Source organism: Pseudonocardia sp. Ae150A_Ps1 (genome assembly GCF_001932315.1).
GTDB lineage: Bacteria > Actinomycetota > Actinomycetes > Mycobacteriales > Pseudonocardiaceae > Pseudonocardia.
Window position 1 is genome coordinate 5233841 of record NZ_MCIJ01000001.1, and the last position, 15522, is coordinate 5249362.

At 74.4% G+C, this 15522-nt stretch carries 14 protein-coding genes; 12 read left to right on the plus strand and 2 right to left on the minus strand.

Features of this window, described 5'->3' with window-relative positions:
- Positions 1 to 27 precede the first annotated feature (27 nt).
- The 4 genes from rbfA (at position 28) to Ae150APs1_RS24665 (ending at position 3659) form a co-directional block, all read left to right on the plus strand.
- A complete protein-coding gene (rbfA, locus tag Ae150APs1_RS24650; RefSeq protein ID WP_075300596.1) occupies positions 28 to 474 on the plus strand; it encodes a 30S ribosome-binding factor RbfA in 447 nt (148 codons plus the stop codon).
- Positions 471 to 1481: a DHH family phosphoesterase gene (locus Ae150APs1_RS24655; RefSeq protein ID WP_083680347.1), complete on the plus strand. Its 1011-nt coding sequence runs from the start codon at positions 471 to 473 to the stop codon at positions 1479 to 1481. The genes rbfA and Ae150APs1_RS24655 overlap by 4 nt, the downstream gene beginning before the upstream one ends.
- A gap of 166 nt (positions 1482 to 1647) precedes the next feature.
- A complete protein-coding gene (locus Ae150APs1_RS24660; protein ID WP_083680348.1) occupies positions 1648 to 2280 on the plus strand; it encodes a methyltransferase domain-containing protein in 633 nt (210 codons plus the stop codon).
- 2 nt (positions 2281 to 2282) lie between these two features.
- Positions 2283 to 3659 (plus strand): MATE family efflux transporter, encoded by a 1377-nt coding sequence (locus tag Ae150APs1_RS24665; protein ID WP_075300598.1) that lies wholly within the window; start codon positions 2283 to 2285, stop codon positions 3657 to 3659.
- 16 nt (positions 3660 to 3675) lie between these two features.
- On the opposite strand, the gene Ae150APs1_RS24670 is transcribed toward Ae150APs1_RS24665, so the two are convergent.
- Positions 3676 to 5391, minus strand: a complete 1716-nt coding sequence (locus tag Ae150APs1_RS24670) for an ATP-binding protein (protein ID WP_170918127.1) — start codon at positions 5389 to 5391, stop codon at positions 3676 to 3678.
- Between the two features lie 84 nt (positions 5392 to 5475).
- Complete coding sequence (locus tag Ae150APs1_RS24675) at positions 5476 to 6942, minus strand: cation:dicarboxylase symporter family transporter (RefSeq protein ID WP_075300600.1); 1467 nt, start codon at positions 6940 to 6942, stop codon at positions 5476 to 5478.
- 116 nt (positions 6943 to 7058) lie between these two features.
- Here Ae150APs1_RS24675 and Ae150APs1_RS24680 point away from each other — a divergent pair, with 116 nt between their 5' ends.
- From Ae150APs1_RS24680 to Ae150APs1_RS24720, 8 genes are all read left to right on the plus strand, one after another.
- Positions 7059 to 7718, plus strand: coding sequence for a response regulator transcription factor (locus tag Ae150APs1_RS24680; protein WP_010242647.1), 660 nt, complete (start codon positions 7059 to 7061; stop codon positions 7716 to 7718).
- Between the two features lie 11 nt (positions 7719 to 7729).
- Positions 7730 to 8623, plus strand: coding sequence for a tRNA pseudouridine(55) synthase TruB (gene truB / locus Ae150APs1_RS24685; protein WP_075300602.1), 894 nt, complete (start codon positions 7730 to 7732; stop codon positions 8621 to 8623).
- 52 nt (positions 8624 to 8675) lie between these two features.
- Positions 8676 to 9665: a bifunctional riboflavin kinase/FAD synthetase gene (locus tag Ae150APs1_RS24690; protein WP_075302560.1), complete on the plus strand. Its 990-nt coding sequence runs from the start codon at positions 8676 to 8678 to the stop codon at positions 9663 to 9665.
- A gap of 64 nt (positions 9666 to 9729) precedes the next feature.
- Positions 9730 to 10422, plus strand: coding sequence for a helix-turn-helix domain-containing protein (locus Ae150APs1_RS32255; protein ID WP_170918128.1), 693 nt, complete (start codon positions 9730 to 9732; stop codon positions 10420 to 10422).
- Between the two features lie 226 nt (positions 10423 to 10648).
- Positions 10649 to 11170, plus strand: a complete 522-nt coding sequence (locus tag Ae150APs1_RS24705) for a 2'-5' RNA ligase family protein (RefSeq protein ID WP_075300608.1) — start codon at positions 10649 to 10651, stop codon at positions 11168 to 11170.
- 170 nt (positions 11171 to 11340) lie between these two features.
- Positions 11341 to 11610, plus strand: a complete 270-nt coding sequence (gene rpsO / locus Ae150APs1_RS24710) for a 30S ribosomal protein S15 (protein WP_010227233.1) — start codon at positions 11341 to 11343, stop codon at positions 11608 to 11610.
- A 254-nt stretch (positions 11611 to 11864) separates the two neighbouring features.
- Positions 11865 to 14144 (plus strand): polyribonucleotide nucleotidyltransferase, encoded by a 2280-nt coding sequence (locus tag Ae150APs1_RS24715; RefSeq protein ID WP_075300610.1) that lies wholly within the window; start codon positions 11865 to 11867, stop codon positions 14142 to 14144.
- 70 nt (positions 14145 to 14214) lie between these two features.
- Positions 14215 to 15516, plus strand: a complete 1302-nt coding sequence (locus tag Ae150APs1_RS24720; RefSeq protein ID WP_075300612.1) for a pitrilysin family protein — start codon at positions 14215 to 14217, stop codon at positions 15514 to 15516.
- Positions 15517 to 15522 lie beyond the last annotated feature (6 nt).

The following is a 15522-nucleotide window of genomic DNA, read 5'->3' on the forward strand; positions in this document are numbered from 1 at the left end:
CCGCACGACCGGTGGAAGGAGCACGACATGGTCGACCAGGCCCGCGCACGCAAGCTCGCCAAGCGGATCTCGCAGATCGTCGCGGAGGCGTTGGAGCACGAGGTCAAGGACCCGCGGTTGTCCATGGTGACGATCACCGACACCCGGGTGACCGGTGACCTGTGGGAAGCCACCGTCTACTACACGGTGATGGGGGCCTCCCTGGAGGAGGCACCCGACACCGCCGGTGCCGCCGCCGCGCTGCAGAGCGCCGCCGGTGTGCTCCGCAGCCGGGTCGGTCAGCAGACCGGTGTCCGGCACACCCCGAGCCTCGCCTTCGTCTTCGACCAGGTCCCGGACGAGGCGCGCCGGATGGAGGAGCTGCTGGCCCAGACCCGCGCCTCGGACGCCGAGGTCGCACGGCTGGCGGCCTCCGCGTCGCCCGCGGGCGACGCGGACCCGTACAAGGCCCCGCGGGAGACCGAGGCGGAGTGAGGGCGACGTCCGCGCCGCCGCTGCCCGGCCCCGGACCGGTCGATCCGGCCGGGGCCGCGGCGCTGCTGCGGCAGGCCCGTGGCGAGGTCCTCGTCGTCGGCCACGTCCGGCCCGACGCCGACGCCGCGGGCAGCGCGATCGCGCTCGCCACGGCGCTGCGCCGCTCGGGCGTGCCCGCGGTGGTGTCGTTCGGCGGGCCCGAGCCGGTGCCGGAGGCGCTGCTCGCGCTCGACCCCGGCGGCGTCGTCGTCGCCTCGCAGGACGCGCCCGCGGCGCCGGACCTGCTGGTCTGCTGCGACATCTCGTCGGCCGCCCGGCTCGGTGACCTGGCGGGGCGGCTCGGGACGGCGCGGTCGTCGCTCGCGATCGACCACCACGCGTCGTTCGTGCCGTTCGCGACCCACCACCTGGTCGATCCGGGCGCCCCGGCCACCGTGCTGCTGGTCCGCGAGGTCCTCGCCGAGCTGGGGACCACACTGGACCCCGTACTGGCCCGGGCGTTGTTCGCGGGCCTCTACACCGACACCGGCGGGTTCCGCTGGGGCGGGTCGGACGCGCTGCGGCTGGGCGCCGAACTCGTCGACGCCGGGGCGGAGCCGCGCGAGCTGATGCGCGAGATCACCGGGACCCGTCCGTTCGCCTGGCTGGCGGCGCAGGCGACCGTCCTGGCCGGGGCCCGGCGGGAGCCCGCCGGGGCCGGTGGCGAGCCCCTGGTCTGGGCGGTCGTGGACGCCGCGACGGCGACCCGGTTCCGGGACCAGACGGTCACCCTGGTCGGGCAGCTGCTGGCCACCGCCGACGACGGTGTCGCGGCGCTGCTGACCGAGGTCGCCCCCGGATCGTGGTCGGTGTCCCTGCGCGGCACCGGACGCCCGGACCTGTCCCGGGTCGCGACGGCGCTCGGCGGGGGCGGGCACGCGGCCGCGGCGGGGTTCGAGCGCGACGGCACCCGCGACGGGCTGCTCGACCTGCTGCGGGCCGAGCTCGCCGCCGTCCCGCAGCCGTGACGCGGCCCCACGACGCCCGGCCGGTCACCGCGTCGCACCGGCGAGGTGTCACGACCGTCATCCGGGATACACCTGCGGTACCACCGCGTCCGGTAGGCACGGGCCGGTCCGACCGGCCACGGTCCCGGGACGTAGCGTGTCCGGCGATCCCCCCAGGAGGTTGCACGTGAGTTCCGAGCCCGCCCCGGGACACGACGGTGCCCGCGACGACGCCAGCGGCTGGCGCGAGTTCCTCGGAGCGTGGGTGCGCAACCCCGCCCGGGTCGGTGCCGTCTGGCCGAGCTCGCAGCGGCTGTCGGAGAAGCTCGCCCGGATCGCGCCCGGTCACGGAGCGCCGGTCGTCGTGGAGCTCGGCCCGGGCACCGGCGCGGTGACCTCCGAGGTCTCCCGCCGGCTCGCGCCCGGCGGCCGGCACCTCGCCGTCGAGCTCGACCCGGGCATGGCCCGCTACCTCACGGGGCGGCACCCGGGCGTCGAGGTCATCAACGGTGACGCCCGCAAGCTGGGCGAGCTCCTGGACGAGCGCGGTATCGCGGGTGTCGACGCGGTCATCTCCGGGCTGCCCTGGTCGCTGTTCGACCGGGCCTCCCAGCGCGAGATCCTCGGCCAGGTCGTCGACGTGATCGGGGAGACCGGGGCGTTCGCCACGTTCGCGTACTCGCACACCATGCCGATGCCCTCGGCCCGCCGGTTCAAGGCGACCCTGCAGGAGACCTTCGACGAGGTCGTCATGACGCGGACGGTGTGGCGCAACGTCCCGCCCGCGTTCTGCTTCCTCTGCCGCCGCCCGCGCCCGTAGCGGTGTCGGGAGGCTCGGAACCGGACGTCCGCTCCCGGGGCGGGGCCCGGGACATCCTGCGGCTCGCGGTGCCGGCGCTGCCGGTGCTCGCCGCGGAGCCGCTGTACCTGCTGGTCGACACCGCCGTCGTCGGACGGCTGGGTGGGCTCCCGCTGGCCTCGCTCGCCGTCGCCGCGGTGCTGTTCGCCCAGGTCACCACCCAGCTGACGTTCCTGTCCTACGGGACGACGGCGCGGGCGTCCCGGTTCTACGGCGCCGGGCGCCGCTCCGCCGCGGTCACCGAGGGGGTGCAGGCGACGTGGCTGGCCGTCGTCGTCGGGCTGCTGGTGATCGCGGCCGGGCAGCTGCTGGCGGCCCCGGTCGCCGGGGTGCTCGCGGGCGGCGGGGACATCGCGGCGGGAGCGGTCTCCTGGCTGCGCATCGCCCTGTTCGGCGCCCCGCTGGTGCTGGTCACGCTCGCCGGGAACGGCTGGATGCGCGGGGTGCAGGACACCCGGCGCCCGATGTACTACGTGCTGGCGGGCAACGGCCTGTCCGCGCTGCTGTGCCCGTTCCTCGTGCACGGCGCCGGTTCCTGGGACGGCTGGGGGCTGGAGGGCTCCGCGGTCGCCAACGTCGTGGCCCAGGCGGTGTCGGCGGGGCTGTTCCTGCGTGCGCTGGCGGCGGAGCGGCGGCGGGCGCCGTCGTCCGACCCGGTCCGGTTCGCGCCCGACGCCGCGGTGCTGCGCGCCCAGGTGACGATGGGCCGCGACCTGGTGATCCGGTCGCTCGGCTTCCAGACGTGCTTCCTGTCCGCGACCGCGGTGGCCTCCCGGTTCGGTGCGGAGTCGGTGGCGGCGCACCAGGTCGTGCTGCAGCTGTGGGTGTTCCAGTCGCTCGTGCTCGACGCGGTGGCGATCGCCGCCCAGGCACTCGTCGGGTCGGCGCTGGGGGCGGCCCGGGATCGGGAGGGCACCGCCGGGGCGCGTGCCGTCGCGGCCCGGGTGACGCGGTACGGGCTGCTGCTGGGCTGCGTGTTCGGCGTCGTGTTCGCGGCGCTCTACCCGGTGCTGCCCGGGGTGTTCACCACCGACGCCGCGGTGCTCGCGACGATCCCCGCCGCGTGGTGGTTCTTCACCGCGCTGCAACCGGTGGCGGGCGTGGTCTTCGCCCTCGACGGTGTGCTGCTCGGCGCCGGTGACGCGGCGTTCCTGCGCACGACGACGCTGCTCGCCGCGGTGTGCGGGTTCCTGCCGCTGATCTGGCTGTCGCTGGCGTTCGGGTGGGGGCTGGCCGGGATCTGGACCGGGCTGGCGATGTTCATGGTCGTCCGGCTGGTGGCCGTCGGGCTGCGGGCGCGCTCGGGGCGGTGGGCGGTCCCGGGCACGGTCCGGGCCTGAGCTCCGCGCCGTCCGGTCAGGGGCGTGCGACCGCGGAGCGCCCCTCGTCGAGCGGGGGTGGGGTCGGGAGCGGGAGCCGCACCGTGAAGACCGCGCCGGTGCCGTCGTCCCGGGGGCCGACGGTCACCGTCCCCCCGAGGCGCCGGGTGATCCGGTCGACCAGGGCCAGCCCGATCCCGCGCGGGCGGCCACCGGGTGTCGCCCGGGTGCTGAAGCCGAAGGTGAACAGCTCGCGGGCGGTCTCCTGGGGGACACCGGGACCGCTGTCGGCGACCTCCAGGACCACCTCGCCGCCGTCGGTCCGGACCGTCGCGGTGAGCGACCGCTCCGCGCCGCGTGGCTGCGCCGCGACCACCTCGAGCGCGTTGTCGACGAGGTTCCCGGCCAGCGAGACGAGGTCGTCGGCGGCGAACGGCAGGTGCAGGTCCGGGAGGGTGTCGGGATCGCAGACGTCGGTCACCGAGAACGCGACGTCGCGCTCCACCGCCTGCCACGCCTTGTCCGCCAGCAGCGCGGCGAGCACCGGGTCGAGCACCTCGGCGACGACCGCGGAGCCCGGTCCGCGGGTGCGGTCGAGGGCGGCGGTCCCGGCGGCCGTGGCGTCCGAGGTGTCGCCGAGCTCGATCAGTGTCAGCACGGTCTGCAATCGGTTCGCGAACTCGTGGGCCTGCCCGGACAAGGCGTCGACCTTGCCGCGGGCGTCGTCGCGCTCCCGGAGGGCGCCGGCCAGCTCGGTGCGGTCGCGCAGCGTGAACACCCGGGTCCCCGGCCCCGCGGCCGGGCCGGCGTGCCGGCTGTTGACCAGCAGCACCCGTTCCCCGGCGAGCGCGGGCTCGTCGCGGAGGTCCTCGCGCAGGCCGCGGACCAGCACCGCCAGCACCGCCGGGTCGATGCCCAGGCCGGTCAGCGGGCGTCCGGGCTCGGCGGTGTCGGGGCCGCCCTCGATCGGGACGGGGGAGGCCAGCAGCCGCCGGGCCTCGGCGTTGACGACGACCAGCCGTCCGCTGCCGTCGACGACCAGCAAGCCCTCGCCGACGGCGTGCAGCACGGCGTCGTGATGGGTGTAGGCCCCGGCGATCTCCTCGGGCTCCAGCCCGAGGGTCTGCCGCCGCAGCCTGCGGGCCAGCAGCACGGCGAGGCCCAGGCCGAGCAGCAGCGCGACACCGGCGGCGACGACGATGCCGGGCAGCCAGCGCAGCGCCAGGTCGCTGACCCGGGTCTGCAGCACCCCGACCGAGACGACGGCGATGAGCCGCCCGTCCTCGACGACCGGGGTGACGGTGCGGACCGACGGCCCGAGCGTGCCGGTGTAGACCTCGGTGGCCGTCCGGCCCTCCAGCGCCGGGGCGATGTTGCCCTGGTACGGCAGGCCGATCTCGGCGGGGTTGTAGTGGCTGTAGCGGATCCCGGCGGGGGACATGACGACGACGAAGTTGGTGTTCGTCGCGGTCCGGACCCGCTCGGCGACCGGCTGCAGCCGCGACGACAGGGTGGCGACGTCGCCACCGGCCCGCAGCGCGTCGACGACCTCGGGGTCGGAGGCGATGCTCAGCGCAGTGGCCCGGGTCAGCCGCCCGGCGGCGTCGTGCTCGAGCTCCCCGGCGCCGTACACGCCGAGTGCGGTGAGACCGCCGACGGTCAGCAGCACCGTCACCACCTGCAGCACGAACAGGCGGCGGACCAGCTTCGACCCCCGCAGGGAGGTCGAGGAGGTGCGGAACGCCCGGAGCACGGCCCCACCCTGCCACCGCGGGGGTGGGAGGGGGGACCGTGCTCCGGGCGGGGCGACCGTCACGAGGAGGACGGGACGGTCGCGTCAGGAACCGGTGGTGGCCTTGACGCGGGTGTCGGCGTCGGCGGGAGCCTCGGTGCCGGTCGCGGTCTCCTCGGTCTCCTCGCCGGCACCGCTGCCGTGGGCGGCCTCCATGTCGGCCTCGACGAGCGACGGGTCCTCGAGGACGGCGGCGAGCCGCTCGCGGTCGAGCTCGCCGTTCCAGCGGGCGATCACCAGGGTGGCGACGACGTTGCCGATCGCGTTGGTCAGCGCGCGGCCCTCGGACATCATGCGGTCGATGCCGACGATCAGGGCGAGGCCGACGACGATCGCCTCGGGGGTGAAGAACTCCCCGCCGAACGCCTGCAGTGACGCGGCCAGGGTGACCAGACCGGCGCCGGTGACGCCCGCGGCGCCCTTCGAGGTGAGCACCATCAGGACCGCGAGGGCGATCTGCGCGCCGATCGGGAGGACCTCACCGCCGGCCTGGATGATGAACAGCGCACCCAGGGTCAGGTAGATGCAGGTGCCGTCCAGGTTGAACGAGTAGCCGGTCGGGATGACCATGCCGACGGTCTGCTTGGACGCACCGGCCGACTGCAGCTTGGTGAGGAAGCGCGGCAGCACCGACTCCGACGACGAGGTGCCGACGATGATGAGCAGCTCGTCCTTGATGAGCCGGATGACCTTCAGGACGTTGAACCCGGCGGCCCAGGAGACCGCGCCGAGGACGACCAGGACGAACACCGCGCAGGTGCCCCAGAAGACGCCCATCAGCTTGAGCAGGTTGACGAGCGACTCGCCGCCCATCTGACCGACGGTGTAGGCCATGCCGCCGAACGCGGCGACCGGTGCGGCCCACATGATGATCTTGATGATCCCGAAGATCACCTGCGAGATGCCCTCGATGCCGCGGACCAGCCGGACGCGGAGGTCGTTGTTCAGCGACGAGATCGCGCAGGCGGTGAGGATCGCGAGGACCAGGACCTGCAGGACCGAGTTCTCGACGAACGGCCCGAAGAAGCTCTCCGGCAGCAGCGAGCCCTGGATGAAGCCGATGACGCCCGACTCCTCGGAGCCGGTCGCGGCGTTCTCGGCGGCCTTCGCGAGGTCGGCCGGGTTCGGGGCACCCTGGAAGCCGGCGCCCGGCTGGAAGAGGTTGCCCGCGAGAAGGCCCATCGCCAGCGCGATCACCGTCATGACCAGGAAGTAGCCCAGCGCGCGGGCGGCGAGCCCGCCGGCCCGGGCGAGGTTGCCCAGCGACGCGATGCCCACGATCACGGTGCAGAAGATGACCGGCCCGATGATCACCTTGATCATCTGGACGAAGGTGTCGGCGAGCCACTTGGTGTCCGAGGCGAAGTCGGGGGCGACGAACCCGACCAGGATGCCGGACGCGATGCCGATCAGGACCCAGAACCAGAGCTGGGAGTAGAGCTTCTTCTTCGGCCGGGTGGGGGTCGACGACCCCTGTCCCGGTGAGCCGGCTGCGGTGGCGACCTCGGCCATGTCCGTCCTCCTCGACGTGTTCGGTGCCGAAACGATGAAGGAGGGCCGCCCGCCGCGCCAACGGGAGCGGAGGCGGTCTTGAGGAAGGTTTGAGGGTGCGGACTACGCTGTCGGACGTGCGCGTACTGCTGGTCGAGGACGACGCCGTCCTCGGAGACGCGTTGCGGCGCACCCTGGTCAAGCACGGTCATCCGACCGATCTGGTCGGCAGCGGGACCGCCGCGCTCAGCGCGATCGCGGACCGGGAGCCCGACGTCGTGCTGCTCGACATGGGACTGCCCGACCGCGACGGGATCGGTGTCTGCCGGGAGATCCGGGAGCGGTCCCGGGTGCCGATCCTCGCGATCACCGGCCGCGGCGACGTCGCCGCCCGGGTGCAGGGCCTGCGTGCCGGTGCCGACGACTACCTGGTCAAGCCGGTGTCCACCGACGAGCTGCTGGCCAGGATCGACGCGGTGCTGCGCCGCTCCACCGGCGGCGCGGTGGCGTCCACGGTGGCGGTGGGCGACGTCGTCGTCGACCTGGAGCGGCGGTCCGTCACCGCGGCCGGGGACGAGGTCGCGCTGACCCGCAAGGAGTTCGACCTGCTCGCGGCGCTGGCCCGGCGCGAGGGCGCCGTGCTGCCCCGGACCGAGCTGCTCGAACAGGTCTGGGGCGTCGCCGACGGCTCCGCCGCCCGCACCCTGGAGGCGCACGTGGCGTCGCTGCGGTCGAAACTCGGCGCCCGCGAGGTCGTCGTGACGGTGCGTGGGGTCGGGTACCGGCTGGCGCGTTAGCGTCTGCGACCGTGCCGAAGCCACCGCCTCCGCCGCCCGGTCTCGTCGTCGTCGACAAGGACCGGGGCCCGACCAGCCACGACGTCGTCGGGAAGCTGCGCCGGATCATGGGCACCCGCAAGGTCGGCCACGCCGGGACGCTCGACCCGATGGCGACCGGCGTGCTGGTCGTCGGCATCGAGCGGGCGACGAAGCTGCTGGGGCACCTGTCGCTGGACACCAAGGCCTACACCGCGACCGTCCGGCTCGGGCAGGCGACCGACACCGACGACGCCGAGGGCACGCCCGTCGGTGACCCCGTCGCCGTCGTGGCCGGCGAGGCGGAGGTCCGTGCGGCGATGGCCGTGCTGACCGGGGACATCGAGCAGGTCCCGAGCGCGGTGTCCGCGGTGAAGATCGACGGGAAGCGGGCCTACCAGCGCGTCCGCGACGGCGAGACGGTCGAGATCCCGGCCCGGCCGGTCACGGTGTCGGCGTTCGACCTGCGCGGCCTGCGCCGGGACGGCGGGTTCGTGGACCTCGACGTCGTCGTGGAGTGCACGTCGGGGACCTACGTGCGGGCGCTGGCCCGCGATCTCGGGGTGGCGCTCGGCGCGGGCGGGCACCTCACGGCGCTGCGCCGCACCCGGGTCGGGCCCTTCACCCTGGAGCACGCCCGCACCGTCGAGCAGCTGGCCGCCGAGCCGGGCCTCTCGCTCGACCTGGCCGCGGCGGTGGCGACGGCGTTCCCGCGGGTCGACGTCGACGACGCGGCCGCCACCGACGTGCGGATCGGCCGGTCGCTGCCGTCCGCGGGGATCCCCGGCACGTACGGCGTGTTCGGGCCCGACGGGGCCGCGCTCGCGCTGATGGCCGACCGTGGACCGTCCGCGCGCCCGGTGGTCGTGCTGGCCCCGGCCGGCTGATCCCCGGCGGCCGGTGGGGCGGGGCGGTCACCGGTTCCGTAGGCTCGCCGCCGTGCAGCGCTGGCGTGGTCTGGAGGCCGTCCCGCCCGGCTGGGGACGCTGCGTCGTCACCGTCGGGGTGTTCGACGGGGTGCACCGCGGGCACCGGCAGCTCATCGCCCGGGCCGTGGAGCTCGCCCGGGACCGGGGGCTCCCCGCGGTCGTCGTGACGTTCGACCCGCACCCGGCCGAGCTCGTGCGCCCCGGGACGCACCCCGCGCGGCTGTCCACGCTGGACCGGCGTGCCGAGCTCGTCGCCGAGGCCGGTGCGGACGTCTTCTGCGTCATCCCCTTCACCGAGCAGCTGTCGCGGATGGCGCCGGCCGGCTTCGCGCACGAGATCCTCGTCGACCGGCTGCACGCCGCCGTCGTCGTCGTCGGCAGCAACTTCACCTTCGGGCACAAGGCCGCCGGCGACGTCACGACGCTGCACGAGCTGGGCCGCCGGTTCGGCTTCGTCTGCGAGGCGGTGGACCTCATCTCCGACGACCACATCACGTTCTCCTCGACCTACATCCGGTCCTGCATCGACGCCGGCGCGGTCCGCGACGCCGCCCGCGCGCTGGGCCGCTGGCACCGGGTGGACGGCGTGATCGTGCACGGCCACAAGCGGGGCCGGGACCTGGGCTTCCCGACGGCCAACGTGGCCTGCCCGCCGCACACCGCGGTCCCCGCCGACGGGGTCTACGCCGGCTGGTTCCGGATCGGCGACCGGCGGCTGAAGTCCGCGATCTCGGTCGGAACGAACCCGACCTTCTCCGGGCGGGTGCGCACCGTCGAGGCCTACGTGCTCGACGTCGACGAGGACTTCTACGGCCACGAGGTCGGCGTCGAGTTCGTCGCCCGGCTGCGCGGTCAGGAGCACTACGACGGCATCGAGCCGCTCATCGCCCAGATGACCCGCGACGTCGAGGACAGCCGGGCGACGCTCGTCGCCGCCGGCGACGCGACCGGACCGGACGGGGATCCCCCCACCGGACCGGGGCCGAACGCGCCGGGCTGAGTGGAAGTCCCCTACCCGTTCCGATCCGGCCCGGGCGCGACGGGGACGGCCGCAGGATCGCGACATGGACGATCGTCCCGGTGACCAGGTGGCGGGCAACCGCGCGCGGCAGCGCGAGATCTACGGCGAGCCGCTGGGGGAGCGGGTACGCCGGCTGACCTCCGGGCTGGGGATCACGCAGGCGCGGCTGGCGTCGGCGCTGGGGCTGAGCCCGGCGATGCTGTCCCAGCTGTCCGGGGCCCGGCGGGTCAAGATCGGTGATCCCGCGGTGCTCGGCCGGATGGTGGCGCTCGACTGCCGGGTGGCGCGCGGTCCGGTCCCGCCCGGTGAGCTGGAGGCGCTGCTGGACCGCGTCCGGTCCGGGCCCGCGGTGCCCTGGGGGCCGGTGCCGGCGGGGGACTGCCGCTGCGGTGCTGCCGGCCCGGGCCTCGCCGGCCCCGATCGCCTCCCGGGCGGCGCCCCGGTCGTCCCGGGTGCGCCGGGTGCGTCAGGCGCGCCGGTCGTTCCGGTCCGCACGGCAGTGGTGCCGCACCCGCGACGGCCGGCCGCCTCCGCGCCGACCTCCGCGCCGACCTCCGCGCCGACCGCCGCGCCGACCGCCGCGCCGACCGCCGCGCGGGCCTCCGCGCCGACCGCTGACGACGCGCTGCGCGGCGTCTCCGCGCCGGCCCGCCTCGTCGCGGCCGCGGCGGAGCTGGACCCGTCGTTCCCGGAGATCGCCGAGGTGCTCCGGCGGGCGGCGGCGTCGCGGAGATGACGGGTGCTGTGAGATCGCTTCCCGGGGAAGCGATCTCACGGGAGACGGTCACCCTCGGCGCCACGACCCGCGGCCTCCACGGTCGCGACGCCCCTTGTCCGGCACGGGTTCCTTCGGGTGGAATCGCTGCCCGAGGCAGCGATTCCACCGGACACCGTCGCCCCTCGATCGCCGCCGCCGTGCTCGTCCGTGGCATCGGGGCGGGCCGCCGGGAGGACGGAGCGAAATGAGGCTGTTCACCGCGCTGTGGCCGCCCCCGGCGGCGGTCGACGCGCTCGCGACGGAGCTGGCGTCCGCACCGCCCTGGCACCCGGACGGCGCGTGGCGGCCGGTGGATCCCGGCACCTGGCACCTCACCCTGTGCTTCCACGGCGACGACGACCCGGACGCGCGGGCCGCGGCCCTCGACGCGGCGTTCGCCGGGGTGCCCGCGCCGCGGCTGCGGATCGCGGGGACCGGCACCTTCCCCGGCGTCGTCTGGGCCGGGGTCGAGCCCGGCGGTGTGCTCGACGACCTCGCGGCCCGGGCCGGGGCCGACCCGTCGTCGTTCCGGGCGCACCTCACACTCGCTCGCAGGCGGCCCGCCGACCGGCCCCGGCCGGACGCCCTGACCGGCGCCGGCGGCGTCCGGCCGGGGCCCTGGTGGACGGCGGACGAGGTGCTGCTGGTGCGCAGCGACCCGGGCCCGCGCTACACCCCGGTGCACCGGGTACGGCTGACGGTCCCGTCCGGTGGAGCAGGGCGCTGAGGTGCGCGGGTCGGCGACGGCGGGCGATGTCGTCGCTGGTACCGTTTCTCCCCGGGTCCGGCTGCAGTCAGCGGCGGCCGCGACCGACCACCTGCCGTTCCACCGGCCGTCCCGGCCGGGGTCGCGAACGGTACGGCCCCGCGGACCGTCCACGAGATGAAGGAGACGCAGTGGCACTGTCTACCGCCGAGAAGAAGACCACGCTCGAGAAGTACGGCACCCACGCCACCGACACCGGGTCCCCCGAGGCCCAGGTGGCGCTGCTGACGCAGCGCATCATCGGGCTGACCGAGCACCTGAAGGAGCACAAGCACGACCACCACAGCCGGCGCGGCCTGCTGCTGCTGGTCGGTCGTCGTCGCCGGCTCCTCAAGTACCTGCGCGCCGTCGACGTGGCTCGTTACCGCGCGCTGATCGAGAAGCTGGGTCTGCGCCGCTGACCCGCCGGCGACCCGGCACCGGACTCCGGTGCCGGGTCGTTCCGCATCCCACGCGGTACAACTGAACCGACTCAACTGAACAGAAGCCCACCGCGCGCCGGCGGACGGACGTCCGCCGGTCCTCGGTAGTGGCTCCCGGGAGCACGAGTTGCCGGGGGCTTCGATCGAAGACCGGCCCAGCAGGGGATCGCCCCGGACGTCGTCGGTGGTGGGGACGCAGAGACAACTCCCTACGACGAGGAGATCACCCCCGCATGACTGACGTCATCAGCGAGGACGGCGTGCACGAGAGCACCGCCGTCATCGACAATGGTGCCTACGGCACGCGCACCGTCCGGTTCGAGGCCGGCCGGCTCGCCCGCCAGGCCGCCGGTTCAGTCGTCGCGTACCTGGACGACGAGACCATGCTGCTGTCCGCCACGACCGCCTCGAAGCGGCCGAAGGACCAGTTCGACTTCTTCCCCCTGACGGTCGACGTCGAGGAGCGGATGTACGCGGCGGGCCGGATCCCCGGCTCGTTCTTCCGCCGCGAGGGCCGCCCCGGCACCGACGCGATCCTGACCTGCCGCCTCATCGACCGGCCGCTGCGCCCGTCCTTCGTGGACGGTCTCCGCAACGAGATCCAGGTCGTCGTGACGGTCATGTCGCTCGACCCGAAGGACCCCTACGACGTCGTGGCGATCAACGCCGCGTCGGCGTCCACCCAGCTCGCGGGCCTGCCCTTCTCCGGCCCGGTCGGCGGCGTCCGCGTCGCGCTGATCGCGAACGAGACCGGCACCGACACCCAGTGGGTGGCCTTCCCGACGCACGACCAGCTCGAGCGCGCCGCGTTCGACATGGTCGTCGCGGGCCGCGTCGTCGGCGACGACGTCGCGATCATGATGGTCGAGGCCGAGGCCACCGAGAAGACGATCGAGCTCGTCGGCGGCGGCGCCAACGCCCCGACCGAGGACGTCGTGGCCGACGGCCTGGAGGCCGCGAAGCCCTTCATCCGCTCGCTGTGCGTCGCGCAGCAGCAGCTCGCCGACGTCGCGGCCAAGCCGACCGCCGACTACCCGGTGTTCCCGGCCTACCAGCCGGACGCGCTCGAGGCCGTCACCGAGGCCGTCGAGCAGGAGCTGGCGCAGGCGCTGACCATCGCCGGCAAGCAGGAGCGCGAGACCCGCACCGACGAGATCAAGGCGTCGGTGCTGGAGAAGCTGGGCGAGCGCTTCACCGGCCGCGAGTCCGAGCTGGGCAACGCGTTCCGCGCGCTCAACAAGAAGCTCATCCGCCGCCGGATCCTGACCGACCAGGTCCGGATCGACGGCCGCGGCCTGACCGACATCCGGCCGCTCTCGGCCGAGGTCGAGGTCATCCCGCGGGCGCACGGCTCGGCGCTGTTCGAGCGTGGCGAGACCCAGATCCTGGGTGTCACCACGCTGAACATGCTGCGCATGGAGCAGACGATCGACTCGCTCGGTCCGGAGACCTCCAAGCGCTACCTGCACCACTACAACTTCCCGCCGTTCTCCACCGGTGAGACCGGCCGCGTCGGGTCGCCGAAGCGCCGCGAGATCGGCCACGGCGCCCTCGCCGAGCGGGCGCTGCTCCCGGTCCTGCCGGACCGCGAGGAGTTCCCCTACGCGATCCGCCAGGTCTCCGAGGCGCTGGGCTCCAACGGGTCCACCTCGATGGGCTCGGTCTGCGCGTCGACGATGTCGCTGCTCAACGCCGGTGTGCCGCTGAAGGCGCCGGTCGCGGGCATCGCGATGGGCCTGGTCTCCGACGAGGTCGACGGCCAGACCCGCTACGTCGCGCTGACCGACATCCTCGGCGCCGAGGACGCGTTCGGCGACATGGACTTCAAGGTCGCCGGCACCAAGGACTTCGTGACGGCGCTGCAGCTGGACACCAAGCTGGACGGCATCCCGTCCGAGGTGCTGGCCGCGGCCCTGAGCCAGGCCAAGGACGCCCGCCTGACCATCCTCGAGGTGATCGGCGAGGCCATCGACGGCCCGGACGAGATGTCCAAGTACGCGCCGCGGGTCACCGCGGTGAAGGTCCCGGTCGACAAGATCGGCGAGGTCATCGGCCCGAAGGGCAAGATGATCAACTCGATCACCGAGAAGACCGGCGCCGACATCTCGATCGAGGACGACGGCACGATCTACGTCGGTGCGAACGACGGCCCCTCCGCGGAGGAGGCGATCGGCATGATCAACGCGATCGCCAACCCGCAGCTGCCGAAGGTCGGCGAGCGGTTCCTGGGCACGGTGGTCAAGGCCGCCGCCTTCGGTGCCTTCGTCTCGCTGGTCCCCGGCAAGGACGGTCTGATCCACATCTCGAAGCTCGGCAACGGGAAGCGGATCGGCAAGGTCGAGGACGTCTGCAAGGTCGGCGACAAGATCCGCGTCGAGGTCACCGACATCGACAACCGCGGCAAGATCAGCCTCGTCCCGGTCCAGGAGGGCGGGGAGAACGGTGAGGCCCCGGCGGACGCCGAGACCGGCGCCGAGGCTCCGGCCGCGGCCGAGGCCGCGAACCAGAGCTGATCCGTTGGCGGACGCGCACGACTCCAGGGCGGCGGCCCGGGAACCCCAGGGTTCCCGGGCCGCCGCCCGCGTGCCCGCCGATCTCGCGACCCCGGACGCGGTGCGGCGCAGCGAGCTGCCCGGCGGCGTCCGGCTGGTCACGGAGACGGTGCCCGGGGTCCGCTCGGTCGCCGTCGGCATCTGGATCGGCATCGGCTCGGTCGACGAGACCGGCGAGCAGGCCGGTGCCGCACACTTCCTGGAACACCTGCTCTTCAAGGGCACCCGGCGCCGGACCGCGGCCGGGATCGCCGAGGAGATGGACGCCGTCGGCGGTGAGCTGAACGCCTTCACCGCCAAGGAACACACCTGCTACTATGCGCACGTCCTCGACACCGACGTGGCGCTCGCGGTCGACCTGCTCGCCGACGTCGTCACCGACGCCGAGCTGGCCCGCACCGACGTCGAGCTGGAACGGGGCGTCGTGCTCGAGGAGATCTCGATGCGCGACGACGACCCGGAGGACCTGCTCGGCGACCTGTTCGACGAGACCCTGTTCGGGTCGCACCCGCTCGGCTGTCCCGTGATCGGGTCCGAGGAGTCCGTCCGGGCGATGAGCCGGGAGACGCTGCACGCGTTCTGGCGCGGGGAGTACACGACGCCACGGATGGTCGTCGCCGCCGCCGGGAACCTGGAGCACGACCGGCTCGCCGAACTCGTCGCCGCAGCGCTGGCACCCGCGGCGAACGGCCACGCCGTCGCCGTCCCGCCGCGCGCCGCCACCGGTGTGCGCCCGGCCCGCTCCGGTGCGCTCGGCCTGCAGCCCGACGACTCCGAGCAGGCACACGTGATGCTGGGCGTCCCGGCCGCGGGCCGGCACGTCCCGGGGCTGCCGGTGCTCGCGGTGCTGAACAACGCGCTCGGCGGCGGCCTGTCGTCGCGGCTGTTCCAGCAGGTCCGTGAGCAGCGCGGGCTGGCCTACCAGGTCTACTCCTCGGTCGCCCGCTACGCCGACGCCGGTGCCCTGTCGGTGTACGCCGGCTGCGCACCGGAGCGGCTCGGCGAGGTCGTGGCCGTCGTGCGTGACGTGCTCGCCGAGGTCGCCGGGGGCGGGCTCACCGAGGCCGAGGTGACCCGGGCCAAGGGCGCGCTGCGCGGGGGACTGGTGCTGGGCTGCGAGGACACCGCGTCCCGGATGAACCGGCTCGGCCGGGCCGAGCTCGACCACGGGCGCCAGCGGTCGCTGACCGACAGCCTGGCCCGCATCGAGGCCGTCACCCCGGCGGAGGTCGCGGCGCTGGCCGCGGGCCTGCTGGACCAGCCGCTCACCGCCGCCGTCGTCGGTCCCTACGACGACGAGTCCGCTCTCCCGGGGTCCCTGCGCGACCTGTGAGCCGGG

Bases quoted from the DNA above. Each gene is read 5' to 3' on its own strand.
- Ae150APs1_RS24675 (WP_075300600.1), bottom strand. From the start codon at position 6,942: ATGGCCGAGGTCGCCACCGCAGCCGGCTCACCGGGACAGGGGTCGTCG.
- Ae150APs1_RS32255 (WP_170918128.1), top strand. From the start codon at position 9,730: ATGGACGATCGTCCCGGTGACCAGGTGGCGGGCAACCGCGCGCGGCAG.
- Ae150APs1_RS24715 (WP_075300610.1), top strand. From the start codon at position 11,865: ATGACTGACGTCATCAGCGAGGACGGCGTGCACGAGAGCACCGCCGTC.
- rbfA (WP_075300596.1), top strand. From the start codon at position 28: ATGGTCGACCAGGCCCGCGCACGCAAGCTCGCCAAGCGGATCTCGCAG.
- Ae150APs1_RS24705 (WP_075300608.1), top strand. From the start codon at position 10,649: ATGAGGCTGTTCACCGCGCTGTGGCCGCCCCCGGCGGCGGTCGACGCG.